The following is a 25,441-nucleotide window of genomic DNA, read 5'->3' on the forward strand; positions in this document are numbered from 1 at the left end:
AGGACTCGCCGAGCGCTCGCCACCGGATCGAAATGTGCCAGTAGCAGGGGAACCCCTGCCAGTAGCAGCGTATCCGCTGCTTGTAGCAGGTCCGCTCACTGCAGCATCAATGAGGCCTCACTGACCCCTTGCCCACCCCTTCGAAGGGGCTTCGCCGAAGGCTTCTCGGAAGGCTTCTCGGAAGGCTTTCGCCAAGGCTTTCCGCGTCCATGAAAAGGCACGCGCCGGCCACCACCTACAACCTGACCGATGCCAGTGACCAGGCTCGGTGGGAACGGGTGCATTGCTACCAGCCAGGCGAACTGCTGTCTGCCGTGCTCTGGCGGGAGTTTGCGGAGGTGGATCGTGTGTGGAACCTGGACCCCGCTGTGCTGGAAGCCTATCGCCGAGACCTGCAGCGACACACCGAATGCATGGATGCGCTGGAGCTCTCCATCGGCAATCAGGTGGCAACCGGCGATGACCCAACATGGCTATTGCACCGGCAGTCCGCGGCAGTGGTGTTAGAACGCGCGCAGCTCGCACCGCGACTCGCCGCAGGCTGTGCATGGGCAAACGGGCAATCTAAGGGAGGTCGGCAGCGGGCAAAGCATGTCCGGGAGGATTGCGCCGATCGAGATCGCCGCATGATCGCCGTGGCCCAGACCGCTCTCAGAAATGGGAGGGCGAAGAGGGCATTGGTCGGCATCATCTGCGGAGGCTTCTCCTACCTGGGGAAGGGTGTTTCGAAGAGCACGGCTCGGCGCGTTTTGAGGAAGCACGGCCTGATCGAATAGCCGCAGTTCCATGAAGTAAGCACATGGAACTTTGCTCCGGTCCAATGCCCGTATGGACAACGGAACCACACCGACCAAAACCGACCGTAACAACGGTGCCGCTACGGCGCCCCGCGACAGCCGTGGGCGCTTCGGACAGGGCAACGCAGGCCGCCGGCCTGGCTCCCGCAACAAGACCACGCTAGCTGCGATGGCCTTGCTGGACAAGGATTCCAAGCGTCTCACGCAGAAGGCCATCCAGATGGCACTGGCCGGCGATGCAGCGGCGATGCGTCTGTGCATGGAGCGATTGGTCCCTCCCACGCGCGAGCGCGTGATCCAGGTGGAACTGCCGATCCCCGAGACTCCCGCCGATGTGCCGGCCACCATGCGCGCCATCCTGGCGGCCGCCGCCGACGGCACGATCACCGCCACCGAGGCAGAGAAGCTGGGTCGGTGCGTTGAGACCTTCGCGCGCGCCCACGAACTGGCCGACTTCGATGCGCGCCTGCGCGCCCTGGAGGGCAAGCATGCGAGCTGATCGCTCCCGCCGCTTGGCGATGCTGGAGGCCCGTGTGGTGACTGCGACGCCCACCGCCGGTGACATCGCCACCTGGGCCGCCATCGAGCTGCTGATGGATTCTCACGGGCACTTGGTGGATTCACGCTTTAAGGAGCAGATCGGCGATGGCTTCATCCGCGACGCCACCACGGCGAGAGAAGCCGCAGGCGTGGTCGTGGACTTCCTGGAGGCCATCGAAGCCGTGGACCCGGATGCAGCTGCCGAATTCTGGCGCGCCTCCGAATTCTGGGCAGAGCGCGATGGCGCCACCCGACCGGCCACCTCGCGCCGACGCGCTTAACCCCGCTGGCCTGGATCACCAGCACCACCGCCGCACTCAGCGGCACCCGAAGGAGGTACCAGTGAGCACATCCACCGCATTTACCGACCGAGTCACCGTGGGAGCAGCACGCAGAACCGCCGATGGCTACCTCGTGGCCGATGCCAAGGTGGCACGCACCGGCGTTCAGGAGTACCTGGGCAGCGAGGTGGGCCGGCCTGACATGGCAGTGGTGCGGGTCTACCGCCCGGCCGAGGAAGTCTTCTCGGACGCGACCATGAAGAGCTTCGCGCACCGCCCCATGACCAACGATCATCCGCCGGAGCACGTCACCGCTGATAACTGGAAGAAGTACGCGGTGGGCCAGACCGGTGCCGAGGTGGTCCGCGATGGCGAGTTCGTCCGCGTCCAGCTGGTACTGATGGACAAGGCCACCATCGCAGCCTGGGAAACCGGCAAGCGCCAGCTGTCGATGGGCTACAACGCCGAGATCCACTTCGAGAGCGGCACCACTCCAGATGGCCAGGTCTACGACGCGGTACAGCGGAAAATCTCCAACAACCACCTCTCGCTGGTCGACGTGGCACGGGGCGGCAGCCAGCTCCAGATCGATTCTGCGCCCAACCAGGCGGCGACCTTCCTGAAGCAGCTGACGGACGGCGGGCTGAGCGCAGCAGAGGCCGAACCGCTGGCGATCCAGCTTGCAGCCAATGCTGCTGCCGGCCAGCGCATGCTGGCGAAGGCCTCGCAAGACGCTGCGGCAGCCCGAGACCACGCCCAGCGCTACAGCACCCGCAGCGTCATCGACGCTGCAGCAAACCCTGCCGCTGCTGCCTACACCGAGATGTGCGCGCAGCTGCAGCACGGCGGCGCCCGATAACAGGAGATCGCCATGGTTGATATCGCCGAACTTGGCTATCGCGTGGACTCGAGCGGTCTGGTCGAAGGCACGAAGGCGCTGGACGACAACGCGGCAGCCGCTGAGAAGGCCGGCACCGCTGCCGAGCGCTTGGAAAAATCGCAGAAGGGTGCCAGCAAGACGGCGTCTTACTGGGCCAACGAGCAGGCCAAGATCAACGCTCGCGTGCAGGAGATGGAGCGGATCGAGCAGAGGGCTGGGCTGGCCACACGGCAGGCGGCAACCGCGACCGAGGCCCGTGAGCTGAACCTGCAGAAGCTGTTGGGGCAGATCAATCCGACGGTCGCTGCGCTGAACAGGCTGGCCGAACAGGAGGACAAACTGGCCCGTGCGCGCGATCTTGGGCTGCTGCAGCCGCAGGTGTGGCAGCAGTACCAGAACATGTTGGATATGACCCGCGCGAAGACACTCGAGGTTTCGCGGTCGTCCGGCGTACTGGGTGGATCCCTCGGGAGGCTCAACCTCCACACCATCGAGACCCAGCAGAGCATCGCCACGCTGCTCCGCAGCCTGGCCAGCGGCGACGTGATGAGCGCTCAGTCATCCATCACCTCGCTCACCGCCCGAACGGGAGCACTGGGGGGTGCGTTCACCGCGACCGGCGTTGCGGTCGGTGGCACGGTAGCCGCTATCGCCGCAATCGGCGTGGCAGCTGCCAAGGGCTACATGGAGATGCGCGACCTTGACCGCCTCCTCATCGGCATGGGTGGATCCGCCGGGGCACTGACCGGCAGCCTCTCCAATGCCAGGAATGAGATTGGCCGGATGACCGGGGACTACCAAGGCGCGTCCTCGGCCATCAACCAGGTGATCCAGAGCGGGAGGGTACTCAGCGACAATGCCGCCAGCATTGCCTCCGCGGCTACCAGCATCGCGTCCCTCACTGGGCAGTCGATCGCCAGCGTCACCTCCAGCATCATGGACCTCGCTGACGGCGGCACGGATGCGCTGGCAAAGCTCAATCGGCAATACGGATTCCTGACCGTCGCCAGCTTCAACCACATTGAGGCGGTGCGAAGCGAGAAGGGCGAAACGGCCGCACTGCAGCTCGCACTGGTGGAGCTGGAGCGTGCCCAGAACGACCGCGTGCGCAGCATGCGGGAATCCGCCGGCACGCTGGAGAGAGCGTGGCGAGGGGTCAAGGGGGAGATCCTCGACACGATCCAGGCATTCAAGAACATCGGACGCACCGACATCGAGCAGCGCCTTCAAGAGGCCATCTGGAACCTGCACAACGTCCGTGCCACCACGTTCGGTGATCCGCTGCAGTCCGAACGCTACATGAAGGCCCGCGCCGAGGTTTCCCGCCTGCTCGGCGAGCGAATGAACATGCAGGACAAGGAGTGGGCTGAAGAGCGCAAGCGGCGTCAAGAGCGAGAGGTGATCGACGTCCAAGCGGCAGCCAAGGCTGAGGCCGCGGCCGCCTCCGATTCCATCAGCCTGCAGCTCGCCGGCCTGGACCGTGTTTCGGCCAAGCTCCTCGCACGAAACAAGATCATCGCGGACTACAACAAGCTGGCCGACAACGATGCCCGGCACTTCGACGGGTCGATGCAGCGGCTGATCGCCAACGCTGAGGCGGAGGTGGACAAGCGCTTCAATCGCCAAGAGGGTGTCGGCAGGAAGAACGCCGACGATACCTCGACCCAGGCCTTCATCGCCAACATCCAGCGCCAGATCTCGGCGAACCAGCAGCTGGCCGAGAGCGGCAGCAAGGTGACAGCCAGCGATCGCATGGTGATCCAGGCGCGGCAGATGTTGGCCGACAAGACCAACACAATGACAGCGGCATCCCGGAGCCTGTTGCAGGCGCTGGTGCCGCAACTGCAGGCGACCGACGCTCAGGCAGAGGCTGAGGTGGAACGCCAGCGAGGGATGCAGGCGAGCATCGCCCTCACCGAACGCCTGGCGCAGCTGGAGAGCCAGCGAAAGAAGCAAGCGGCCATCGACCTGATGGGCCTCGGCTTGGGGACGGATGAGACCCAAGTGATGCAGCGCAAGCTGGACATCGAGCGCCAGTATCTGGACGAACAGGAGAAGCTGGACAAGGCCTATAACCGAGATCGCAACACGCTGAGTGCAGAGGCAATGGCGGTGCGCCAGGCTCAGTACGCTCAGGACACGGCAGCCCTGAAGGCCAGTCTGGCCGACTCGTTGAACGTCGAACGCGACTACCAGCAGTACCGGATGGCAGCACTGACCAACTGGCGCCTCGGGTTCTCCCACGCCTGGAAGGACTATGCCTTCGCAGCAGCCAATGCCTACGACCAGGCGGGCTCAGTGATGACCACCGCACTGAGCGGCTGGGAGGATGCCTGGGTGCGGTTCGCACAGACAGGAAAGCTGTCGTTCCGCGACATGGCCAACGCCATCGTTGCGGATCTGGCACGCATCGCCGCGAAGCAGGCGGCGGTGGGCATCATCAATGCGGTGGCTGGCGCATGGGGTGGCGGTGCCGGCGCTGGCAACTACACGGGCAACGGCACCGGCGCAGGCTCTATTGGCGGGTTCGGCAACAACTTTTCCAACTTCGGCGGCGGCAGGGCCAATGGTGGCCCCGTGCGTGGTTCGACGCTTTACGAAGTGGGCGAAGGCGGCCGGCCGGAGTTGTTCCAACAGAGGGGCAGGACGTATTTGATCCCGGGCAACGACGGCAACGTCATCCCGGCGGCACCAGCAGCGTCAAGTGGCGGGACCGCATCGAACGTACCAGCCCCTGTCCATGTGTCGATCACCATCGACGGAAATGGCAACTCCGATGTCCAGGCAGACAGCCCGGCACTGCAGCAGTTCGGGCAAGCGATGGGGCGAATCGCAGAGACGAAGTATCGAGAACTACAGTTGAAGGACATGCGCGATGGCGGCGTCTTGCGCTCGATGAAGTACCGCTAATAGACCATTTATGGCGCCGGGCCCTCGGCGCCCATCATCCATCAGGAGACCACATGAGCATTATCGAAGAGATCCGTGCGGAGATGAACCGCGGCACGCCCCTCACCTCAACGGAGGCCAAGCTGCTGTTGCTGAAGCTTGCGCCAGAGATGGCGAGCATCAATACACGTTGGTCAGAGATCGCTGTCGCCGGCCCGCGCAGTAGCAACCATGGTCCCGTCTACAAGAAGGCCCTGGCCAGCGGCACCCACGAAGAGGTGGCCGAGCTGCAGCAAGAATTCGACCGGCTCTCGGTCGATCGGGACCGCGTGAGGTCGATCCACGACAGCCTGCACAGGATCAGGCAGGAGATGGCCGTCAAGGAGGCCAGCGAGGCGCTGCCCGGTCTGCAGGAGAAGCTGGAGGCCAGCATCGCGCGCGCGGAAGAGAGGGCTCAGGAGCTGGAGTGCTCACTTGACAGCGTTCAGGACGCATACGTCGAGGTGTTCCAGGCCTTGGGCCTCGCCCACAGCGCAGGCCTGCCCAAGACGGGTGCAAAGCCGGACGTGGTGAGGCGACTGCTTGCGCTCAGTCATCGGTCCCAGAGGAATCGGGGGGCGCTCGTGGGGCGTCCCGACATCCACATCGACAACCTCGGCGTCGACCTCGATGAAGCACGGGCTGCCGCACACGCGGGGTGGCACGCATGAGCCGGACCCGCCTGATCATCGATGCCGCCCGCATGGCGCCGGGCGTGGATATCCAGGACGACGAGAGCACCGAGAGCATCCGCCGACGCGCCGTGACCGCGGTCATGGGCGCTGACTGGACGGACGGCAGATGCGACGAGTACGTGTCCGGGCTCTTCGACATCTGCGTGATGGAGAAGCGCGAGGCACCGCCGACCCCGATGCCGCCGGCCGGTAGGCCCAGGCACCACTGAATGCTCCGCGCGGTTTGATGGGCCGCGCCGGACCAGCCGGAGGTGTCCGTAACAACATCGGCAGTCGCTACGCTTTGTGGTTGGCGTGAAGCGACCGGTACCGCCCCTGGCTCAGGGGCGGCATCGTCAATCCACGTAGTTGGACCGAGGGTCCGTGCGCCGGCCCTCCCCCGTGGCCGTGTTCATCTCGATCTGGTCACCGGCACTACGCCAGCACATGAGATCCCTCATGCCCGAGGCCGGGTCGCCAGGCTTCTGGACCGAGACCGCGTACCAGCCGTCGCATTGCCCACCAGCAGGCGATGAGGCATAGGTCAGCTCCCATTCGATGCCGTTGCCGCGCAGCTTCCCGGTGTAGGCACGGTCGGCTGCTGCTGAAGGACCGCCGCTCACGCCCTCGGCGATGCCGGCGACCACAGCTGACCCGAAGAACAGGACCACCGGCAGGCCCAGCACCAGGACGATGCCCCACATGACCCGACGCGTCCTGCGCTCCTTGCGACTGATCGTCGGTGCACCGCAATGCGGACAAGCCTCTGCTTGGTCGCTGACCGACTTCCCACATTCTCCACACGTGATGAGCGTCATTCAGTCCGTCCTTAGCGGCAAGGGTGACTCCGAATCGCTTACTCAGTGGCCGGCTGCGAAGTAGCCAGCAGCCTTCTTGATGAAATCAAGCGTTTCCTGAGATCCCTGGAGATAGACATTGATGTCAAATGCATCGGGAGTCTTGCCCGTCGTGGCAGAGGCGCCTTCTTGCATTTTCTGAGAGCACGAATCAACGAGCGCGGCGATAGATGCCACCTGATCGCTGTCGTTCTCGGTGGACTTCGCCAAAATTGCCGCGAGAAGCGCTTTCATTGCCATTATCGCGCCAGCTTCTTTCTGCTCGTAGTTGCTCATCGGTTGCCCCTAGGTGTCGGTGTAAGTTCGGTGTAACAGTGCCGGAAAAGCCTGGAAATTTCTAACGACCATAGATGACTGACAGCCCCGAGAATACGCTTCAAATAGCGTATTTTTGAGGCATTCTGCGCGCTAATGAAAAGAAGGGAATCCCGGCGTAACCGGATTATGAGTCCCCTGCTCTAACCGTTGAGCTATAGGCCCTGCGAAGCGTCACAGTGTAGTGGAGCGCGCCCCTGCCCGGCTACTCAGACGTCAACCGCCAGCGCCTTGGCCACCCGCTCCAGCCGCACTTCCGCAATCTCCGCGAAGTGCTGCATCTGCCGAAGATGCGCCTGGTACAACGCAACCGTCCTTCTGGCCCCTTCCAGCCCGGGCTGGTTGCAACCACCAAAACCCTCAACCAGTTGCGCACCAGACCGCGTCAGAAGCGCCTGCGTCGTGCGACGGGCGAAACCCAGCCGATCCTCGCGCTCGTCCTGCTCTACTTCCTCCCAATCCAGCAGCGGCGGGAAGTCGGCTTGCAGGGGATCAGGTATTTCGTGCTTGACAACATTCATGGCGTAACTCCAGATGCATAGGGGATCCGTGCAGCAGGCAGCACGTGGTGTGCATGGCCTGCTGCCTGTCTGCATCGGTGCCGGTGAAGATCCGGCCCGCCTACGCGATGTGTTGAGCATCTGCCCGGCCAGCGTGAGGCTGTCGCGAGGAGAATTCAAACGGCAGATGCGACACAGCGCGAAATCACCCGAACCGCGCCCCCATTGCCCTCACGCCCTCGACATTCCCCCGCGCCAGCGCGCGTAATCCATCCGACCCCACCCGCGCATCCCCCGCAACGCGCTCCCAGAACTCGCTCGCCAGCGGCGCGGCCCAGCGCAGATGTTCAAGCTCGCCGCTCTCACGCGGTGCAACCGCGTCCAACGGCGCATCCTGCCGCAGCACGCCCAGCCGCGAAGGCGCCAACGACATCGGCAACATGTCGTAGGCCGGCGCCAATGGCAGCGGACCACGGTCCACGAAGTGGAAACCGATGTTGCCCTGATGCATGTCGCCGTTACCGATCAACCGCCCAAACGCATGCAGCCGCGCCATGACCTGCACGGTTTCGGCAGACAGCCAACCCGCCGCCTGCAGCAGCGCACCCGCGCGCGGCCACTCCGCAGTCGCCTCACCCGTAAACGCAGCCGAAAGCGACAGCAGCGAAACAAAACCTCGCCGCCCCAGCACATCGGCGCTGCGGTCGAAGCGCGTCACTTCCAGGAAGGTATGCGTGGGTGTCTGCAGCAACTCGCTGCTCGCTGCGTCCACGCCGGCGGCGCGCAGGATTTCCAGCGCGAGGTGTTCGCACACCAGCAGGTCGGCCCAGCGCTGTGCGGCCTCCCCGCCATCGGGCTGGGCGAACTTCACGATCACCGCGCGGCGCCCGCCGTCGCTTTCCACGGTGGCGGTGAACTTGGGCTGCTCGCCGCCAGGCGACGAACCCACGTCCTCGCCGGCCAATGCGGCACGAGCCCGTTGCGGGTACTGCTGCGGGCGGTCGCGCGCAGCCACCCGATCGGGCGGTGCATCCAGCGCCGCCAAGGCCGCCTGTACGGCCTCACCGCCCAGCAGCAGGTCGCCGGTCTCGGTTCCGCCACCATGCACCAGCGCCACCAGCACGTCGTCGCGCTGCCAGCGCGTCAGGTCCGCGGGCAGACCCAGGCCGCGCGCACGGCCATGCGCGAAGCTGCGGCCGAGGAAGCCCTGCGGACGCAGGTCATCGAGGTACCACGGCAGGCCCGGGAAGAACGCGGCAATGTCGCCCTCCGGTGTGCGCAACAGGTTGGGCCGCGCGCGGCTGGCGTCCAGGTGGAAGGTGTCGCCACTGAGCGCGATCAGCCGGCCCAGCTCTTCCAGCGTGGCGTCCTCGCGCAGGCGGTACAGCGGCCATTCGCTGCCCACGCGCGAAGGCTGGCGCAGGGCGTAGGCGGTGGCACGCGTCTGCCCCAGCCGCACGACCTGATCGCCGCTGGCCGCGACCAGGCGGCTGAGGGTCATGCGATTTACGCCCAGGCGCTCGGCCAGCGCGGCCGCCGGTTGTGGCTGGCCGGGGGGCAGCTGGGCGATCAGGTCCTGGGGCTGCAGGAGTGCGCGGCGGGCCATGGACGGGCCTTGGAGACGAATAGTGTTACGTATTTATCGCAAAAAAAAGCGGACTGCAAGCTGGAATCAGTATCAAATCTGCTGTTTTTCAAAGGTTTTCAAGAGGACAGCAGCGGTATTTATCAGAAATAGTGTTACGTAAAAATTACGAATTCTTCAGAAAATCCACCGGGCATGGCTCTGCGCTACCTTCGCGGGGCGTGGCCCTGCCCACCCAAAGAAAAACCCCGCCGAAGCGGGGTTCTTCTTGACTGAAGCAGTTGCCGAGCATGGGCTCGGCACTACCTGGCTATCAGTCGATATCCAGGAAGCTGCGCAGCTGCTCCGAGCGGCTCGGGTGACGCAGCTTGCGCAGGGCCTTCGCTTCGATCTGGCGGATGCGCTCGCGGGTCACGTCGAACTGCTTGCCGACCTCTTCCAGCGTGTGATCGGTGTTCATATCGATGCCGAAGCGCATGCGCAGCACCTTGGCTTCCCTCGGGGTGAGGCCGGCCAGCACATCGCGCACGGTTTCAGACAGGTTGATGTTGGTGGTGTTCTCGATCGGGGACTCCACGTTGGTGTCCTCGATGAAGTCGCCCAGATGGGAATCCTCGTCGTCGCCGATCGGGGTTTCCATCGAGATCGGCTCCTTGGCGATCTTCATCACCTTGCGGATCTTGTCTTCCGGCATGTCCATTTCCTTGGCCAGCTCCTCCGGCGTGGCCTCGCGGCCGTACTGCTGGAGCATCTGGCGGGAAATGCGGTTCAACTTGTTGATCGTCTCGATCATGTGCACCGGGATACGGATGGTGCGTGCCTGGTCGGCAATCGAGCGGGTGATCGCCTGGCGGATCCACCAGGTGGCGTAGGTCGAGAACTTGTAACCGCGGCGGTACTCGAACTTGTCCACGGCCTTCATCAGGCCGATGTTGCCTTCCTGGATCAGGTCGAGGAACTGCAGGCCGCGGTTGGTGTACTTCTTGGCGATCGAGATCACCAGGCGCAGGTTGGCCTCGACCATTTCCTTCTTGGCCTTGCGCGCCTTGGCTTCACCGTAGGCCATGGCACGGCTGATTTCCTTCAGCTCTTCCAGGTCCAGCTGGGTCAGCTTCTCGATGTCGATCGTCGCCTGCTGTTCGGCAATGATCTGGTCCTTCACTTCACGCAGCGCCGAAGACCACTTCTGCTTGCGCTTCAGTGCATCTTCCACCCATTCCAGGTTGGTCTGGTTGCCTTCCCAGGAACGGATGAAGTCCTTGCGCGGCATGCGGGCGGTAACGGTGGCCAGGTTCAGCACGCGGCGCTCATGCGACTTGATGTCGGCCATGGTGTCGCGCAGCTGCTTGGTCAGCACGTCGGTCAGCGGCAGCGGCAGCTTCAGGGTGACGAACACCGCCGACATCTCTTCGCGCAGGCGCGGCAGGTTCTTCTTGTCGCCCTTGGTCGCCGCCTTCTTGAAGGCAGTGAAGGCATCGCTCAGCGCCTGCATGCGCGCGGCGACTTCCTCCGGGTCCGGACCGGTCGGTGCGGCTTCTTCCTCGCCACCCTCGACATCATCGTCCTCGTCCTCGTCGCCATCGGCGTCGGCATCGTCGCCGTCGTCGGACGCGGCAGCGGCCGGCGCAGGCACTTCGTCCGTAAGGTCGTTGAAGCCGACGATCACTTCGGCCAGGCGCTTCTTGCCTTCCTTGTGGGCTTCATAGTCGTTCAGCAGCGACTCGACCGACACCGGGAACTGGCCCAGGGCGGCCTGCACCTGCGAAAGGCCTTCCTCGATGCGCTTGGCAATGGCGATTTCGCCTTCGCGGGTCAGCAGCTCGACGGTGCCCATTTCGCGCATGTACATGCGCACCGGGTCGGTGGTACGGCCACCTTCGGTGTCGAGCGCGCTCAGCGCGGCGGCGGCTTCTTCGGCCGCGGTGTCATCGACTTCGCGGTTACCGGTGTTGCCGTCGTTGAGAAGCAGGGTTTCCACATCCGGCGCAACTTCATGGACATCGATGCCCATGCCGTTGATCATGCCGATGATGTCTTCAATCTGTTCCGGGTCGACCATGTCGTCCGGCAGATGGTCATTGACTTCGGCGTAGGTCAGGTAGCCCTGTTCCAGGCCCTTGCTGATCAGTTGCTTGATTTCGGATTGGGCAGGACGTTCGTTGGCCATGTAGTGCTCGCGCCACCGGCTAGGGAGAAATAGGGAACGTAGCATTATACCAGCCCGGGGCCCCGCCTGCCGGGCGGTGGTCCCGCAGGCTCAGGGCCTGAGAAGGAAGGTCACGGGACCGTCATTGACCAGGCTGACGACCATATGGGCACCAAATCGGCCCGTTTCCACCCCCGGCGCGTGATTTTCACGACAGATCCCGACAAAACGGTTGAACCCGCGTTCAGCCTCGTCCGGCGGCGCCGCGCTGGTGAAGCTCGGCCGCATGCCCGAGCGGGTGTCGGCGGCCAGGGTGAACTGGCTGACCAGCAACAGGCCGCCGCCGGTGTCACGCAGCGACCGGTTCATCTTCCCGGCCTCGTCGGCGAACACCCGGTAGCCCAGCAGGCGCTCGGCCATCCGCTGCAGCTGGGCCTCGGTATCGCCGGGCTCCATGCCGACCAGCGCCAGCAGGCCGGGGCCGATCTGCCCGACCGCTTCGTCGTCGACATGCACGGCGGCCTGGCTGACACGTTGGATCAGGACGAGCATCGCGGGCTTCCGAATGAACAGGGCCGGCCACGATAGCAGCGCCCTTGGCTAAACTGGCGCCGATGAATCCGCAACGCAAAGCCCGGCTGGTCTACCGCGCCACCACCCTGTTCGCCCGCCTGCCCTGGCCGCTGCTGCGGGGTGCCGCGCGCGCCCTGGCGTGGGCGTGGATCAGTCTCAACGCCCGTGAGAGCCGCGTCACCCGGCGCAACCTGGAACTGGCCTACCCCGAACTGGATGCCGCCGCGCGCGACCACCTGCACCGCGAGCTGCTGCGCTCCACCGCGCTGCAGGCCATCGAGACCCTGCGCCTGTGGAGCCAGAAGCCGGCCGACAACCTGCGCCTGCACCTGAAGCAACGCCATGGCGAAGCGCTGTACGACGCGGCGCTGGCCAGCGGCAAGGGCGTGATCGTGGCTGCGCCGCACTTCGGCAACTGGGAGCTGCTCAACCAGTGGCTGGCCTCGCGCGGGCAGATCGCCATCGTCTACAAGCCGCCGGAGGACGAGGCCAGCGACGCTTTCCTGCAGATCGTGCGCGGCGGCCAGAACGTGCAGCAGGTGCGCGCCGAGGGCCCGGCCGTGCGGCAGCTGTTCAAGGTGCTCAAGGACGGCGGTGCCACCGGCATCCTGCCCGACCAGCAGCCCAAGGCCGGCGACGGTGTGTTCGTGCCGTTCTTCGGCGTGCAGGCGCTGACCATGACCCTGGTCAACCGCCTGGCCGAGCGCACCGGTGCCACCGTGCTGTACGGCTGGTGCGAGCGCATCGGGCCGGACATGGAATTCGCCCTGCACATCGAGCCGACCGACCCGGCGGTGGCCGACCCGGACCCGCAGGTGGCCGCCACCGCGCTCAATGCCGGTATCGAACGCATCGCCCGCCGCGACCCCGCGCAGTACCAGTGGACGTACAAGCGCTATACGCTGCGACCGGCGGGCAGTGGCGAGGAAGATCCCTACGCTACCGAAGAGCATCCCCACTAGCGGCCAGCCCACTGAGTCCGACCGGTCCCTGCGACCGGCGGCCGCACCACGTTGAATACGACGCCGGCGCCCCCATAGAGACTGCGATGTCCGCCTCCCCCGGTCCTGCCATGCCTGCTTCTTCCCTGTTCGGCGATCCGGCCGCGATCCGCTGCGAACGCGCGGTGGCCGAACTGCGCGCCGGTCGCCCGGTCCTGCTGCACGATGGCCAGGGCCAACGCCTGGCAGTGATCGCGCTGGACAGTGCCACCGCCAGCAGCTTTGCCGCCTTCGCCAGCGCCGCGCGCGAGCGCCACTACCTGTTCCTGACCGCCACCCGCGCCCGCGTACTCGGCGTGGACGCTCCGGAAGGCGCACGCCTGCCACTGGCCGGCATCGCCTTCGATGCCCTGCCCTCGCTGGGCTACCTGCGCGAGCCCGGCCCGATGCCGGAGGGCTGGAGCGCCGGTGACGCCTTCGATGCCGGCGCGGTTGAACTGGCCCGCCTCGGCCTGCTGCTGCCGGCAATGGTGGCCGTGCGCCTGGACGCGGGTGACGCCACCTTCGACGGTGCCGCCGAAGTCGCCCTGTGCGACCTCGCCGAGGGCGCGGCCCATGCGGCCCACGATTACGAACTGGTGGCCCGCTCGCCGGTCCCGCTGCGCGACGTTGGCATGACCACCTTCGCGGTGTTCCGCGGCGGCGTGGCGCAGCGCGACCAGGTCGCGATCATCGTCGGCGAGCCGGACCTGTCGGCAGTGGTGCCGGTGCGCGTGCATTCCTCGTGCCTGACCGGCGACCTGTTCGGTTCACTCAAGTGCGACTGCGGCGACCAGCTGCGGCGCGGCCTGCGCAAGCTGAAGGAACTGGGTGGCGGCGTGCTGCTGTACCTGGACCAGGAAGGTCGTGGCACCGGGATCGCGGCCAAGATGCGCGCGTATGGCTACCAGCACGACGGCCTGGACACCATCGATGCCGATGCGCAGCTGGGCTTCGGCGCCGACGAACGCCGCTACGGCAGCGCAGTGGCGATGCTGCGCGGCCTGGGCATCTCGCGCGTGGCCCTGCTCAGCAACAACCCGACCAAGGCGCAGCGCCTGCGCAATGCCGGCATCGAGGTGCTGGACTGCATTCCGGTCACCGGCGAGATCACCGCCGAGAACGAGCACTACCTGCGCACCAAGGCCGACCGTGCGGGTCACATGCTGGACGTGGACGCGCTGATCCAGGCTGCCCAGTAACGCGGCCGACCTGCTACCGTCTGCGCGGTGCGGCCACGGCCGCCACCGCCCGCCCTGCTGCCTGACGGAGCCCGCGTGACCGACGCCTCGATTCCTGCACCACCCGCCTCCGACTGGCAGGTACTACCGCAACGCGCGGCCCGCCTGGCCGCACTGGAAGGCGCCTTCGGCGGCCTGTTCGTGCCGGGCCTGCCCTTGGCGGCGGCGGCGTGGTTCTTCGATCTGCCCGGCGGGCTGTGGACTGCGGCCCTTGGGCTGCTGATCGGCATCGCCTTCGGTGCGTGGCTGGGCCATCGTCGCCTGGTCCGCACGCGCTGGCGGCTGGATGCACAGGGCCTGGGCCTGCGCCGCGACCTGATGTGGCAGCTGGAAACCCGCATTCCCATTTCGCGCGTGCAGCACCTGGACCTGCGCCGGGGGCCGCTGGAGCGCCGCGCCGGCCTGGCCACGCTGATCGTGCACACTGCCGGCACGCGCATGAGCGCGGTGACCGTCAGCGGCCTGGACGAGGCCGACGCCGAACGCCTGCGCGACACCCTTTCGCACCAGCTCGACCAGGACGCCGACGCCCTGTGAGCCTGCCGCCGCCCCTGCCCGCATCGCTGCCCGACGGTGGCGAAGACCATCGCCTGCATCCGTGGTCGTGGCTGTTCGTGCTGCTGATGCAGCTGCGCCACTACTTCCTGCCGCTGATCGCGCTGCTGGTATTCGGCCAGCGCGGCGATCGCGATCCGATGTGGGCCCAGCTGATCCCGTTGTCGGCCATTGCTGTCCTGGTGCTGGTGTCGGTGCTGCAGTACCTGAGCTACCGCTACCGCATCGGCAACGATGCAATCACCGTGCGCAGCGGCCTGCTTGCGCGCAACCGCCGCGAGATCCCGTTTGCCCGCATCCACAACGTGGAAGTGCGGCAGAACCCGCTGCACCGCCTGTTCGGCGTGGCCGAGCTACGCCTGGAGTCGGCCGGTGGCGCGCGCCCGGAGGCGGAAATGCGGGTGCTGAAGCTGGACCAGGCCTTGGCCCTGGAGCGGCTGGTGCGCCAGCGCGGGCAAGCGCCGCAGGCCAGCGAAGCGGTTGCCGTGGCCGACATCGCCGACACCGGCAATGAACACGTGCTGCTGCGCCTGTCCAGCTGGGACGTGGTGCGCATGGGCCTGCTATCCAACCGGGGCTGGGCGCTGGCGATCGCCGCCGTCGGCGTGCTGTTCCAGACCGTGCCACGGCCGGTGATGGATGACGCCCTCCAGCGCGGCGGCCGCGAGGCGTTCGGCTACGCCAGTCACCTGCACCCGGGCGTGGCCGGCGCGTTCCTTCTGGCGGGCACTGCGCTCCTGCTGGGCTGGCTGGCGCTGCGCGTGCTGTCGGTGGTGCTGACCCTGCTGCGCTACCACGGCTTCACGCTCAGCGAGCAGGAGCGCCGCCTGACCGTCTCGGCCGGCCTGCTCAGCCGCACCCGCAGCAGCGTGGCGCGTCGCCGCATCCAGGCCTGGACCCTGCGCGAAAGCACCCTGCATCGCTGGTTCGGGCTGCGCCAGCTGCGCATCGACAGCGCCGCCGGCGGGCCTTCGCGCGATGAGGACCGTGCCCTGCGCGAACTGGCGCCGCTGGCATCACGCACGCGTTGCGAGCAGCTGGTGCAGCACCTGCTGCCGCAGCTGCAGTGGCCGCCGGCACACTGGCAGTCGATTCCACAGCGCGGTTGGTGGCGGCTGTGCCTGGGTGCACTGCTGCTGGCGCCGTTGCTGGCGGCCGCCGCGTACTGGCGGTGGGGATCATGGGGATTGGTGGTGCTGGCCTGGATGCCGATCGCACTGCTGATCGCGCATCGGCAGATGGCACGCATGGGCTGGTACCTGGACGATCACTTCGTGGCGGTGCGCGGCGGCTGGTGGAAGCGCTGGTGGCGCTGGGCCGAGCTGGACAAGGTGCAGGGCCTGCGCCTGCAGCGCTCGCCGCTGGACAAGCTGCTCGGCACCAGCAGCCTGCAGCTGGATACCGCTGGTGCGCATGGTGATGTGGCACTGACCCTGCATTACCTGCCACACGAACAGGCACAACGGGTGATGGAACAGCTGGCGGCGGCGCTGGCACGGCGCAAACTGCGCTGGTGAGCACTACCGCGAGCGGGGTCAGCGAGGCATCACCGCTGCGACGGGCCCCAGTAGCCCAGGTCCTTGCGGATCTGCAGGTCGCGCAGCCAGGTGCCGAACGGCTTGCGCCGCAGCGCGCCCATTTCGCCGGACAGGAAATCCTCGGTCGCGGCGATCACCCGCTCGCTGGAGCGGCCATCGCGGTACGGATGGATGGCATCGGCGTAGCGCACGATCTCCGCCTGCAGCGCGGCGTCCGGATGCAGCGCACGCTGCAGCATCGCCGGCAGCTGTGCCGGGTCGTCGAAACCGATCATGTGCGGCTTGGGCACGCGGTTGCGGAAGGTCACCACCGGCTTGTGCTGGACGATGAACTCCGAAACGATCGACGAGGTGTCCGACACCAGCACGTCGGCGGCGCGCTGCGCGGCCATCACCTGTTCCGGCTCGATGAAGCGGGCATTGGCACCGGCCAGCGCGCGGTAACGCTCGAACAGTTCCAGCGCGCACTTCGGGTGCAGCGTCAGCAGCCAGTAACGGTCGCCGGCGGCGATGTCGGCGGCGATCTGCGCGTGCAGGTGCGGGGCCGCGCTCAAGCGCTCGGTGAAGGTCGAACCGAACAGGATCACCGGGCGACCAGCGGCCGGCGCGCGCAGCGCGGCACTCTCGCCGCCATCATCGCGGAACAGTGGGTCCAGCTTCGGCCAACCGGTCTCGGCCACCGCGAAGTGGCCCTGCTGGGCGGCGATCTGCCGGAACGGGGCCGTGGTGGCCGGGCCCTGCGTGCAGTACAGGTCGAACATGCCGCGCACCCGGAAGTGGCCGCGGGCGCTGTCGCGCTTCTCCACGTTGAAGCCATGGAACAGCTGCACCTTGGCCCCGGACAGGAAGGTCGGCACCCAGTTGGCGGCGCTGAACACCGCGCGCGGGCGCATCGCCAGGGCCTGCTTCAGGCCGATGTTGGGCACCCCGGGCAGGTGGCTGCCGGCCGCGCCGCCCTCGAACCAGGCGGCCACGTCCTGCCCCGACGCGTGCAAGGCCTGCGCCAACGGGGCGAGAATAGGCAGCGCATAGCGCTCCGTCGCAAACAACAGGTACCCGGCCATCATGTCCTCCACGACCGCTCCCATCGAACGGCCTCGCATCTCGGCGTGCATTATCGCGTTCAACGAGGCCGGGCGCATCGGCGACTGCCTGGCCTCGCTGGCCTTCTGCGATGAAATCGTGGTGGTGGATTCGCAGTCCACCGATGCCACCGTGGCCCTTGCCGAGGCCGCCGGCGCCCGCGTGCTGCAGCGTCGGTTCGAGGGGTTCCGCAGCCAGAAGGCGTTCTGCGTCGAGCAGGCCAGCCATGACTGGGTGCTGTGCCTGGATGCCGACGAGCGCATCAGTCCGGAACTGCGCGCGGCCATCGAACAGGCCCGCGACGGCGGCTTCGCCGGCCACGCTGGGTACCGCTTCGCGCGCCTGTCGGAGTACTTCGGCAGGTTCCTGCGCCATGGCAACGCCTACCCGGATCGGGTGATGCGCCTGTTCGACCGCCGCCGCGGTGGCTGGCGCGGCAAGCGCGAGATCCACGAGGCGGCCAGCGTTGACGGCAGCGTCGGCACCCTGCACGGGGACCTGATCCACTACCCGTACCGCTCGCTGCAGCAGCAGCTGGCGAAGACCGAGAAGTACGCCCGGATGATGGCCGAGCACGAGTTTGCACGCGGCAAGCGCGCCACGCTCGGCAAGCTGGTGCTGGCTCCGGCCTGGCGATTCTGGCGTGGCTTCCTGTTCCGCGGTGGCTTCCGCGACGGCTGGCACGGCCTGGTCTACGCCTATGTGCGTGCCAACTACGTGCGGCAGAAGACCATCATGCTGTGGATGCTGGGCAACGGCCAGGCGGTGGCCGATCCGGCGGCGCCTGCGGAACGGTCCTGAACGGCCTGTGTCACACTGGCCGCGCGTTGCCCGAAGGTCCCCCCCCATGAAAATCCTGTACACCAACTTCCACTATGGCGACGGTGGCGGCCATACGACGTACATCGTTTCCCTTGCGCGGGCCCTGCATGGCCGGCACGCGCTCCACGTTGCAGCCCCAGCCGACAGCCGCCTGCTGCGTACCGTGGCCGATGAAGGCATTGCCAGCACGTTGCCGGTCGACTTCGGCAGCGGCCTGCCGACCCTGCCGCAACAGCTGGCCGAGCAGCGCGCGCTGCGCCGCCTGGTCCACGAACAGAACATCGACCTGGTCCACGTCAACGGCGCACGCGACCATCGCGTGGTGATGCAGGCGCTGTTCGGCCTGCGCCGCCCCCCGATCCTGCTGACCAAGCACAACAGCAAACGTACCGATACCCTTGGAAACGCGCTGCGCGCACGTTGGGCCACCGATCGCCTGATCGCGGTCTCGGCCGATACCAAGCGCCTGCTGGAACAGGGTCCGTACCGGCGCTGCCCGATCGATGTGGTGCGCAACGGCGTCGACCTGGAGCGCTACTCGCCGCTACCGGCCGGGGCCGGCCACGCACTGCGCCAGCAATGGACCCAGGACCCAGAGGCACTGGTGCTGGTCAGCAATGCCGGCACCGACGACTACAAGGGCTGGATCGATCTGGCCCGGGCCATCGCACGGCTGCCCGATGCGATCCGCCCCCGCGTTCACATGGCCGTGGCGGGCCACCTACCCAGCGCGCAGCAGCACGAACAGGTGCAGGGGCTGGGAGACGTCGCAGCGCAGGTGCACTTCACCGGCCTGCTGGCCGATACCCGCGTGCTGATCGCGGCCGGCGATATCGGCTTCGTGCTGTCCCACGACATCGAGACCATCTCCTTCGCCTGCCGCGAGATGATGGCCAGCGGCAAGCCGATGCTGGTCAGCGACTTCGCCGGCCTGCCCGAGAACATCGAACAAGGAGTCGACGGCTGGGTGGTCGCCACCCGCGACATCGACGCCATCGCCGCACAGGTGGCGGCACTGTACGCGCAACGCGATGCACTGCCCGGGCATGGCCATGCCGCCCGCCGCCACGCGCAGCGGGAGTTCGGCCTGCAGACATTCGCCGATGCCACGCTGGCCAGCTATGAGGCAGCACTGGGCGGCCGCTGAGGGCCGGCCTTCAATCCGCTACGCCGGGCCCCTGCAGCCGGCGTTCGTGCTCAAGCTCCGCTGCCGTCGGCCTGCAGGTGCCGGCCACCGCATCAGCGGGCACCAGCCACCAGCGGCGGCGATTGGAAACACCGGCCATTTCCGCGCGTGATCGATCGATGCAGGCCTGCAGGGCGTCCTCGTTCACCAGCAGCCAGCGTCGTTGCGGAAACAGCCGCTGCCAGCGTACGGCCGCCTGCAGCTGCTCGTGCCAGCGGTCTTCGAAACCGAAGGTTGCCGCAGGCCGATCGGCCATCAGCAGGTTCTGCTCCTTCCATGCCACCAGCCCCAGCTCGGCCTGCGGGCCGATGCGCGCGCCGACCTCACGCATCAGGCCACGGGCCGAACTGGAATCGTTCAGCAGCGGATAGGCGAGCACGCCATACAGCACCCAGATTCCCGCAAGTGTCGAGATCACGGCCAGATGGCGGCGACCGCGCCCGCTTGCCCACAGGCTCAGGCCGCCCCAGATCCCCATCGCCAGCGCCGTCCATGCCAGCGCGTCGGTAGCGCCAGGCGCCAGGCCGCGACCATGGGTGAGGCGTATTTCGAAACCGGGGTCGCCCAGCAGCGCCAATGCCCCGATCAGCGTCAATCCTGCGGCCAGCAACGCGGCGAAGGCGCCCAGCACGCCCTGCACGTCGCGCCGCTTCAGCAGCCCCGGCAACAACGGTGCCAGCGCCAGGCAGAACATCGGCAGGGCCGGCAGGATGTAGACATCGCGCTTGCCGTGGGGAATGGAAAAGAACAGCACGACCAGCAGCCACCAGGCCAGCGGCAACAGGTAACGCGGGTCGCGGCGGCGCAGCCGGCGGCACCACGCAGGCAACGCCCAGGGCAGCAGCAGGAAGGCGGGAATCCACATCGATGGCATGATCGCCAGGAAGTACCACCACGGCTGGTGATGGTCCCAGGACTGCATGTAGCGCCGCGCGGTCTGCCGGAACAGGATGTCGTCCATATAGGCCCGGTAGGGGTCCAGGCCGGTGGCCAGCGCGGCCATGATCATCGGTGCCAGCCACAGCGACACCGCCAGCAGAAACCACAGCGGCGCCAGCCAGAAGCGGACATCACCTGCATGCAGGCGTACGCGTGGCCAGTGCAGGGCCGCTGCCAGGGCGGCCGGTACGATCATCAGCAGGGCCAGCATGCCCACACCCTTGGTGATCACCCCGATGCCGGCAAAGAACCAGCCCAGCCACCACCAGCGCCAGGCAGGGCCCAGCAACAGGTGGCGCAGCAGGCCGTAGTTGGCCAGCGTGATGAACAGCACCAGCAGCGGGTCGATCTGTGCCTTCTTCGCCTGGAAGGTGAAGTGCAGCGCGAACAGCAGCGCCCAGCCCGCGTACAGCCCGACCCGCCGTGTCCACAGGCGCCGGCCAAGATCCACCACGCACCACAGCGTGCCCAGCGCGGCCAGCAGCGAAGGCAGCAGGAAGGCCACGCGCCAGTGGCCGACCAGGCCGTACAGCGTGGCCTGCCACCACATCAGCATCGGCGGCTTGTCCGAGTAGAGTTCCAGCCCACGGTGCGGGAACAACCAGTAGCCGCTGTCGACCATCTGCCTGGCCACCAGCGCGAAGCGTGGCTCGTCCGACGGCCATGGATCACGAAGGCCGAGACCGGCCCCCAGCACCAGCAGGGCCATCACCACCAACAGCCACGTCTGTCGCGACGCGTGGGTTTTCAGCATGGGACTCGAAACGGCAGCGGGGATCAGCCTGCTTTTATCAGACGCGCGTAGAAGAAACCGTCAGCATCGTTGTCACCAGGCAGACGCTGGCGCGCCACGCCTTCGCAATCCACGCCGAATGCGTCGCCCAGCGGCTGCGCCTCGGCATCCGGATGCCACTTGAGAAACGCGCGCACCTGGTCGATGTTCTCGGCACGCAGGATCGAGCAGGTCGCATACAGCAGCACGCCGCCCGGGCGCAGCATCGACCAGCAGGCTTCCAGTAGGCGCGCCTGCACTCCCACCAGCGCGTCGATGTCCTCGGCGCGGCGGTGGAACATGACATCCGGCTGGCGACGGATCACGCCGGTGGCCGAACACGGCGCATCCAGCAGGATCGCGTCGAACGGCACGCCATCCCACCAGGCACCGGGATCGCTGGCATCGGCGGCCAGGGTCTGCGCGTGTTCGCCCACGCCGGTACGGGCATAGGTGTCACGGGCGCGCGCCAGGCGCCGGGCGTCGATATCCAGCGCCAGCAGGCGCAGGCTCGGGTCGCGTTCCAGCAGGTGCGCCGATTTGCCACCGGGCGCTGCGCAGGCATCCAGCACGCGCGAGCCGGCAGCGGGGGCCAGTGCATCCGCCGCGCACTGCGCCGACAGGTCCTGCACCGACAGCGCGCCCTCGGCGAAGCCGGGCAGCTGATTCACCGCCACCGGGGCCGCCAGGCGCAACGCATCGGGACTGAGCGCACTGGGTTCAGCGGCAATGCCGGCTTCGGCCAGCGCTGCCAGGGCTTTGTCGCGGCCGCCGTGCTGGCGGTTGGCGCGCAGCCACAGCGGCGCAGGCTGCAGGCTTTCGTTGAACACCGCTTCGGCCTGCGCCGGCCAATCCCGTTCGATCGCCTCGGCCAGCCATTCCGGGAAGGCATCGCGCGCGGGCTGCTCCGGGAACCCTTCGCGCTGCGCGCGGCGCAGGATCGCGTTGACCAGGCCAGCCTGCCGTTCGCGGCCCAGTGCACGGGCAGCATCGACCGTGGCCGACAGTGCGGCATGCGCCGGCAGTTCCAGCACATCCAGCTGCGCAAAACCGACCATCAGCAGCGTGCGCAGGTCGGCATCACGCGCCGACAGCGGCTTCTGCATCCAGCCCTGCAATGCCGCGTCATAGGTGCTGCGGCGACGCAGCACGGCAAAGCACAGTGCCTCCAGCAGCGCGCGGTCGCGGCTGTCGGCCAGCTTCGGCAGCGCCCAGGCCAGTTCGGCCTTCAGCGAACGGCCACGGGTGAACACCTGCGCCAGCACGCGTGCGGCCAGCATGCGCGTGGCCGCGCCCGGCGCTGCCTTGGCAATGGAGAAATCGTTCTGCTTCGACACCGCTTATGCCCCCACGCGCAGGTCGCGGCGAGCATTGAGGTAGTCGGCGGCGGTGATCGCCTTGCCGCCTTCGCGCTGCAGTACGCGCAGGCGCAGCACGCCCTGGCCACAGGCGATGTCGATGCCGTCGCGGCTGGCCGCCAGCACCGTGCCCGGCGCCTGGCCGTGGGCCTCATCCAGCGCCACCGCGCCATGGATGCGCACGCGCTCGCCGGCCAGCGTCGCCTCGGCGATCGGCCACGGATTGAACGCGCGCACGGTGCGCGCCAGCGCGCCGGCATCCTGCGCCCAGTCCAGCTTCGCTTCGGCCTTGTCCAGCTTGTGCGCATAAGTCACGCCCTGCTCCGGCTGCGGCCGTGCGATCGGCTTGATGCCGGCACGCAGCAGGCCCAGGCCATCGGACAGCACCTGCGCGCCCAGTTCGGCCAGCTTGTCGTGCAGCTGCCCACCGGTATCGGTGGCGGCAATCGGCAGCTCCTGGTGCAGCAGCACCGGGCCGGTATCGAGGCCGGCCTCCATCTGCATCAGACACACGCCGGTGGTTGCGTCGCCGGCCTGGATCGCACGCTGGATCGGCGCGGCACCGCGCCAGCGCGGCAGCAGCGAGGCGTGCACGTTCCAGCAGCCATGGGTCGGAATGGCCAGCACCGCCTTGGGCAGGATCAGGCCGTAGGCCACCACCACCATCAGGTCCGGCTGCAGATCGCGCAGCTGCTGCTGGGCCGCTTCGTCCTTCAGCGATTCGGGCTGGTAGACCGGGATGCCACGGGCGACGGCTTCAAGCTTGACCGGCGACGGCGCCAGGCCACGGCCACGACCGGCCGGGCGATCAGGCTGGGTGTAGACCGCCACGACCTCATGGTGGCGCGCAGCCGCGCGCAGCGACGACACCGCAAATTCCGGCGTACCGGCAAAGACAATCCTCATGGCTACCCCACTTGCAGGATGGATTCGTGCAGGAAAGAAAACGGCGCCGTCGGCCGGCGCCGTACAGCCCGCGCGCATCGCGCAGGCAGGGGCCACCCGAAGGGTGGCCCGGATCGGCGATCACGCCACGTGCTTGCGCTGCTTGGCCAGCTTCTTGCGCACCATCTCGCGCTTGAGCGGCGACAGATAGTCGATGAACAGCTTGCCATCCAGGTGATCCATCTCGTGCTGGATGCAGGTCGCCAGCACTTCGCCGGCCTCCAGCTGCTGCTCCTGGCCGTTGCGGTCCAGGTACTTCACGGTGATGGTATCGGCGCGGGTCACGTCGGCGAAGATGCCCGGGACCGACAGGCAGCCCTCCTGGTACACCCGGCCCCCGTCCTTGGCGACGATTTCCGGGTTGATGAACACATGCGGTTCATTCTTTTCTTCGCTGACGTCGATGACCATGAAGCGCTTGTGCACGTCAACCTGGGTGGCGGCCAGGCCGATGCCCGGCGCGTCGTACATGGTCAGGAACATGTTGTCGATCAGTTCCTGGAAGGCCGGCGTGGTGACTTCGGCGGCTTCGATCAACGCAGCCTTGGTACGCAGGCGCGGATCGGGGAACTCGAGAATGGGGAGAAGGGCCATGGCTGTTTCCGGATAGGGGGCCGGCACGCCGGCATACGTCGCAGATTCTAGCTCCAACGCTTGCCTTGCGCCCCGGTTTCTGGACTATAGTGCGCGGACCTGTTGGGGAATCAGGGCTTCACACCTATGTTGCTTCGTTTTCGTACGGTCGTCGCCGCGGCGATGCTGACCGTGGCTGCCTATGCTACCGCCGTGGAAGTGAATGGCGGGCACCCGGACACCTATGTGGTCCGAAAAGGGGATACGTTGTGGGATATCGCCGCACGTTTCCTGCAGAAGCCGTGGCTGTGGCCGGAGATCTGGCAGGCCAATCCGCAGATCGCCAATCCGCACCTGATCTATCCCGGTGACGTGCTCAGCCTGGCCTATCTGGACCGGGTGACCGTGACAGCCCAGCCGGGCCCGCGCCAGGAGGCCCCGATCGACGCCATTCCGCTGGCCCAGGTCGAGCCGTTCCTGAAGCAGCTGAGCGTGGTCGACAGCATCGAGCAGCTGCCCCAGGTGGTCGGCCTGGAGGACAACCGACTGCGCGTGTCTGGTGGCGATGCCGCCTACGTGAACCTGGCCGATGCCCAGCTGGGACAGCGCTGGGCCGTGGTCCGCCCGACCGTGCGCTACGCCCAGCCCAAGCCGAGCGAAGACCTGAACGCCAACGGCGACGTCACCCCGGGCAGCGGCAACCTGTGGAAAGCCTACAACGCACCCAACGCGCGCCGCGGCGTGCTGGGCTATGAACTGGCCCAGCTCGCCACCGGCACCATCACCCGGGTTGCCGACGGCAAGGCCGGGGCCTCCACGCTGGCGCTGGACAAGAGCACGGGTGGCCGTGAAGTCCGTGTCGGCGACCGCCTGGTGCCGGTCGAGGCCCGCCCCTATGACCTGCAGTTCGTGCCGCATGTGCCGGCCGCAGGCGTGGAAGGCGTGGACGTGCGCGTGCTCGCGGTGACCGACATGTTCACCGCCGGCGGCCCGCGCGACGTGATCGCGATTTCGGCCGGCCGCGCCCAGGGCGTCGACAATGGCACCGTGTTCTCGCTGTGGCGGCAGGGCCGCCATGTGGCCAACCGCCTGAAGTACCCGACGTCGTCGCGCATGGACGATGCGCTCAGCGGCAGCGTGGGCCGGGTTGCGCTGCCGGAGGAATATGCGGCGCACGCGATGGTGTTCCGCACCTTCGACAACGTCAGCTACGCGCTGGTGATGCAGGGCGTGAAGCCGGTGCGGGTGGGCTACAACGCGCTGCACCCGGACGCGAAGTAACGGTTGCCGGGCTGCCCCGGCCACCTCAGGTAGTGCCGGCCGCTGGCCGGCAGACACCTCCGGCAAATCCTGACACGTACATGCGAAGGCGC

Annotated in this window: 25 protein-coding genes; 14 read left to right on the plus strand and 11 right to left on the minus strand. The window is 67.1% G+C overall.

Annotated elements, in window-relative coordinates; translation table 11 throughout:
- Positions 1-209: 209 nt before the first annotated feature.
- From N7590_RS02810 to N7590_RS02840, 7 genes are all read left to right on the plus strand, one after another.
- On the plus strand, positions 210-776 hold the full coding sequence (locus N7590_RS02810; protein WP_279935120.1) for a hypothetical protein: 567 nt from the start codon (positions 210-212) through the stop codon (positions 774-776).
- A gap of 190 nt (positions 777-966) precedes the next feature.
- Positions 967-1,296 (plus strand): hypothetical protein, encoded by a 330-nt coding sequence (locus N7590_RS02815; protein ID WP_279935122.1) that lies wholly within the window; start codon positions 967-969, stop codon positions 1,294-1,296.
- Positions 1,286-1,618, plus strand: coding sequence for a hypothetical protein (locus N7590_RS02820; RefSeq protein WP_279935123.1), 333 nt, complete (start codon positions 1,286-1,288; stop codon positions 1,616-1,618). Before N7590_RS02815 ends, N7590_RS02820 begins: the two co-directional genes overlap by 11 nt.
- A 61-nt stretch (positions 1,619-1,679) precedes the next feature.
- Positions 1,680-2,477 (plus strand): DUF2213 domain-containing protein, encoded by a 798-nt coding sequence (locus N7590_RS02825; RefSeq protein WP_279935124.1) that lies wholly within the window; start codon positions 1,680-1,682, stop codon positions 2,475-2,477.
- Between the two features lie 12 nt (positions 2,478-2,489).
- Positions 2,490-5,408, plus strand: coding sequence for a phage tail tape measure protein (locus tag N7590_RS02830; RefSeq protein WP_279935125.1), 2,919 nt, complete (start codon positions 2,490-2,492; stop codon positions 5,406-5,408).
- Positions 5,409-5,461: 53 nt separating this feature from the next.
- Positions 5,462-6,097, plus strand: coding sequence for a hypothetical protein (locus tag N7590_RS02835; protein WP_279935126.1), 636 nt, complete (start codon positions 5,462-5,464; stop codon positions 6,095-6,097).
- Complete coding sequence (locus N7590_RS02840) at positions 6,094-6,330, plus strand: hypothetical protein (RefSeq protein ID WP_279935127.1); 237 nt, start codon at positions 6,094-6,096, stop codon at positions 6,328-6,330. Before N7590_RS02835 ends, N7590_RS02840 begins: the two co-directional genes overlap by 4 nt.
- Before the next feature lie 126 nt (positions 6,331-6,456).
- Here N7590_RS02840 and N7590_RS02845 read toward each other — a convergent pair whose 3' ends face one another.
- The 6 genes from N7590_RS02845 to dtd all read right to left on the minus strand — a co-directional run bounded on the left by N7590_RS02845 (position 6,457) and on the right by dtd (position 12,055).
- Complete coding sequence (locus tag N7590_RS02845) at positions 6,457-6,804, minus strand: hypothetical protein (RefSeq protein ID WP_279935129.1); 348 nt, start codon at positions 6,802-6,804, stop codon at positions 6,457-6,459.
- A 156-nt stretch (positions 6,805-6,960) separates the two neighbouring features.
- On the minus strand, positions 6,961-7,233 hold the full coding sequence (locus N7590_RS02850; RefSeq protein ID WP_279935131.1) for a hypothetical protein: 273 nt from the start codon (positions 7,231-7,233) through the stop codon (positions 6,961-6,963).
- A gap of 248 nt (positions 7,234-7,481) precedes the next feature.
- Positions 7,482-7,793 (minus strand): hypothetical protein, encoded by a 312-nt coding sequence (locus tag N7590_RS02855; RefSeq protein ID WP_053510178.1) that lies wholly within the window; start codon positions 7,791-7,793, stop codon positions 7,482-7,484.
- Between the two features lie 184 nt (positions 7,794-7,977).
- Positions 7,978-9,378, minus strand: a complete 1,401-nt coding sequence (gene yjjJ / locus N7590_RS02860; RefSeq protein ID WP_164241506.1) for a type II toxin-antitoxin system HipA family toxin YjjJ — start codon at positions 9,376-9,378, stop codon at positions 7,978-7,980.
- Between the two features lie 292 nt (positions 9,379-9,670).
- On the minus strand, positions 9,671-11,524 hold the full coding sequence (rpoD, locus tag N7590_RS02865; protein WP_053510180.1) for an RNA polymerase sigma factor RpoD: 1,854 nt from the start codon (positions 11,522-11,524) through the stop codon (positions 9,671-9,673).
- Between the two features lie 90 nt (positions 11,525-11,614).
- Complete coding sequence (dtd, locus tag N7590_RS02870; RefSeq protein ID WP_006472318.1) at positions 11,615-12,055, minus strand: D-aminoacyl-tRNA deacylase; 441 nt, start codon at positions 12,053-12,055, stop codon at positions 11,615-11,617.
- Positions 12,056-12,117: 62 nt separating this feature from the next.
- On the opposite strand from dtd, the gene N7590_RS02875 reads away from it, so the two are divergent.
- The 4 genes from N7590_RS02875 (at position 12,118) to N7590_RS02890 (ending at position 16,369) form a co-directional block, all read left to right on the plus strand.
- Complete coding sequence (locus N7590_RS02875) at positions 12,118-13,038, plus strand: lauroyl acyltransferase (RefSeq protein ID WP_053510182.1); 921 nt, start codon at positions 12,118-12,120, stop codon at positions 13,036-13,038.
- 86 nt (positions 13,039-13,124) lie between these two features.
- On the plus strand, positions 13,125-14,258 hold the full coding sequence (gene ribA / locus N7590_RS02880; RefSeq protein ID WP_164241505.1) for a GTP cyclohydrolase II RibA: 1,134 nt from the start codon (positions 13,125-13,127) through the stop codon (positions 14,256-14,258).
- A 75-nt stretch (positions 14,259-14,333) separates the two neighbouring features.
- Complete coding sequence (locus N7590_RS02885; protein WP_049457916.1) at positions 14,334-14,834, plus strand: PH domain-containing protein; 501 nt, start codon at positions 14,334-14,336, stop codon at positions 14,832-14,834.
- Positions 14,831-16,369 (plus strand): PH domain-containing protein, encoded by a 1,539-nt coding sequence (locus N7590_RS02890; RefSeq protein WP_164241504.1) that lies wholly within the window; start codon positions 14,831-14,833, stop codon positions 16,367-16,369. The genes N7590_RS02885 and N7590_RS02890 overlap by 4 nt, the downstream gene beginning before the upstream one ends.
- 29 nt (positions 16,370-16,398) lie before the next feature.
- Here the strand turns inward: N7590_RS02890 and N7590_RS02895 are convergent, their stop codons facing one another.
- On the minus strand, positions 16,399-17,457 hold the full coding sequence (locus tag N7590_RS02895) for a CDP-glycerol glycerophosphotransferase family protein (RefSeq protein WP_164241503.1): 1,059 nt from the start codon (positions 17,455-17,457) through the stop codon (positions 16,399-16,401).
- On the opposite strand from N7590_RS02895, the gene N7590_RS02900 reads away from it, so the two are divergent.
- Together N7590_RS02900 and N7590_RS02905 are read left to right on the plus strand one after the other, a co-directional pair.
- Positions 17,456-18,274 (plus strand): glycosyltransferase family 2 protein, encoded by an 819-nt coding sequence (locus N7590_RS02900; protein WP_053510192.1) that lies wholly within the window; start codon positions 17,456-17,458, stop codon positions 18,272-18,274. The two genes, N7590_RS02895 and N7590_RS02900, sit on opposite strands and share 2 nt — an antisense overlap.
- Before the next feature lie 46 nt (positions 18,275-18,320).
- The gene (locus tag N7590_RS02905; protein ID WP_279935133.1) at positions 18,321-19,442 is read left to right on the plus strand and encodes a glycosyltransferase family 4 protein; all 1,122 of its coding nucleotides are present in this window, start codon (positions 18,321-18,323) and stop codon (positions 19,440-19,442) included.
- Positions 19,443-19,452: 10 nt separating this feature from the next.
- Here N7590_RS02905 and N7590_RS02910 read toward each other — a convergent pair whose 3' ends face one another.
- From N7590_RS02910 to def, 4 genes are all read right to left on the minus strand, one after another.
- Positions 19,453-21,174, minus strand: a complete 1,722-nt coding sequence (locus tag N7590_RS02910; RefSeq protein WP_164241502.1) for a glycosyltransferase family 39 protein — start codon at positions 21,172-21,174, stop codon at positions 19,453-19,455.
- A 23-nt stretch (positions 21,175-21,197) separates the two neighbouring features.
- Positions 21,198-22,529, minus strand: coding sequence for a 16S rRNA (cytosine(967)-C(5))-methyltransferase RsmB (rsmB, locus tag N7590_RS02915; RefSeq protein ID WP_164241501.1), 1,332 nt, complete (start codon positions 22,527-22,529; stop codon positions 21,198-21,200).
- Positions 22,530-22,532: 3 nt separating this feature from the next.
- Complete coding sequence (gene fmt / locus N7590_RS02920; RefSeq protein WP_053510201.1) at positions 22,533-23,456, minus strand: methionyl-tRNA formyltransferase; 924 nt, start codon at positions 23,454-23,456, stop codon at positions 22,533-22,535.
- Between the two features lie 120 nt (positions 23,457-23,576).
- Positions 23,577-24,089: a peptide deformylase gene (def, locus tag N7590_RS02925; protein WP_008267110.1), complete on the minus strand. Its 513-nt coding sequence runs from the start codon at positions 24,087-24,089 to the stop codon at positions 23,577-23,579.
- Positions 24,090-24,215: 126 nt separating this feature from the next.
- Here def and N7590_RS02930 point away from each other — a divergent pair, with 126 nt between their 5' ends.
- Positions 24,216-25,349, plus strand: coding sequence for a LysM peptidoglycan-binding domain-containing protein (locus N7590_RS02930; protein ID WP_164241500.1), 1,134 nt, complete (start codon positions 24,216-24,218; stop codon positions 25,347-25,349).
- Positions 25,350-25,441 lie beyond the last annotated feature (92 nt).

Origin of the sequence: Stenotrophomonas sp. GD04024 (genome assembly GCF_029837545.1) — a bacterium.
Taxonomy (GTDB): domain Bacteria; phylum Pseudomonadota; class Gammaproteobacteria; order Xanthomonadales; family Xanthomonadaceae; genus Stenotrophomonas; species Stenotrophomonas forensis.

Bases quoted from the DNA above. Each gene is read 5' to 3' on its own strand.
- N7590_RS02810 (WP_279935120.1), top strand. From the start codon at position 210: ATGAAAAGGCACGCGCCGGCCACCACCTACAACCTGACCGATGCCAGT.
- def (WP_008267110.1), bottom strand. From the start codon at position 24,089: ATGGCCCTTCTCCCCATTCTCGAGTTCCCCGATCCGCGCCTGCGTACC.
- N7590_RS02910 (WP_164241502.1), bottom strand. From the start codon at position 21,174: ATGCTGAAAACCCACGCGTCGCGACAGACGTGGCTGTTGGTGGTGATG.
- yjjJ (WP_164241506.1), bottom strand. From the start codon at position 9,378: ATGGCCCGCCGCGCACTCCTGCAGCCCCAGGACCTGATCGCCCAGCTG.
- N7590_RS02830 (WP_279935125.1), top strand. From the start codon at position 2,490: ATGGTTGATATCGCCGAACTTGGCTATCGCGTGGACTCGAGCGGTCTG.
- N7590_RS02930 (WP_164241500.1), top strand. From the start codon at position 24,216: ATGTTGCTTCGTTTTCGTACGGTCGTCGCCGCGGCGATGCTGACCGTG.
- N7590_RS02895 (WP_164241503.1), bottom strand. From the start codon at position 17,457: ATGATGGCCGGGTACCTGTTGTTTGCGACGGAGCGCTATGCGCTGCCT.
- fmt (WP_053510201.1), bottom strand. From the start codon at position 23,456: ATGAGGATTGTCTTTGCCGGTACGCCGGAATTTGCGGTGTCGTCGCTG.
- N7590_RS02850 (WP_279935131.1), bottom strand. From the start codon at position 7,233: ATGAGCAACTACGAGCAGAAAGAAGCTGGCGCGATAATGGCAATGAAA.
- N7590_RS02855 (WP_053510178.1), bottom strand. From the start codon at position 7,793: ATGAATGTTGTCAAGCACGAAATACCTGATCCCCTGCAAGCCGACTTC.
- N7590_RS02905 (WP_279935133.1), top strand. From the start codon at position 18,321: ATGAAAATCCTGTACACCAACTTCCACTATGGCGACGGTGGCGGCCAT.
- N7590_RS02840 (WP_279935127.1), top strand. From the start codon at position 6,094: ATGAGCCGGACCCGCCTGATCATCGATGCCGCCCGCATGGCGCCGGGC.
- N7590_RS02815 (WP_279935122.1), top strand. From the start codon at position 967: ATGGCCTTGCTGGACAAGGATTCCAAGCGTCTCACGCAGAAGGCCATC.
- N7590_RS02820 (WP_279935123.1), top strand. From the start codon at position 1,286: ATGCGAGCTGATCGCTCCCGCCGCTTGGCGATGCTGGAGGCCCGTGTG.
- N7590_RS02900 (WP_053510192.1), top strand. From the start codon at position 17,456: ATGTCCTCCACGACCGCTCCCATCGAACGGCCTCGCATCTCGGCGTGC.
- N7590_RS02875 (WP_053510182.1), top strand. From the start codon at position 12,118: ATGAATCCGCAACGCAAAGCCCGGCTGGTCTACCGCGCCACCACCCTG.
- ribA (WP_164241505.1), top strand. From the start codon at position 13,125: ATGTCCGCCTCCCCCGGTCCTGCCATGCCTGCTTCTTCCCTGTTCGGC.
- N7590_RS02835 (WP_279935126.1), top strand. From the start codon at position 5,462: ATGAGCATTATCGAAGAGATCCGTGCGGAGATGAACCGCGGCACGCCC.
- N7590_RS02845 (WP_279935129.1), bottom strand. From the start codon at position 6,804: ATGTGGGGCATCGTCCTGGTGCTGGGCCTGCCGGTGGTCCTGTTCTTC.
- rpoD (WP_053510180.1), bottom strand. From the start codon at position 11,524: ATGGCCAACGAACGTCCTGCCCAATCCGAAATCAAGCAACTGATCAGC.
- dtd (WP_006472318.1), bottom strand. From the start codon at position 12,055: ATGCTCGTCCTGATCCAACGTGTCAGCCAGGCCGCCGTGCATGTCGAC.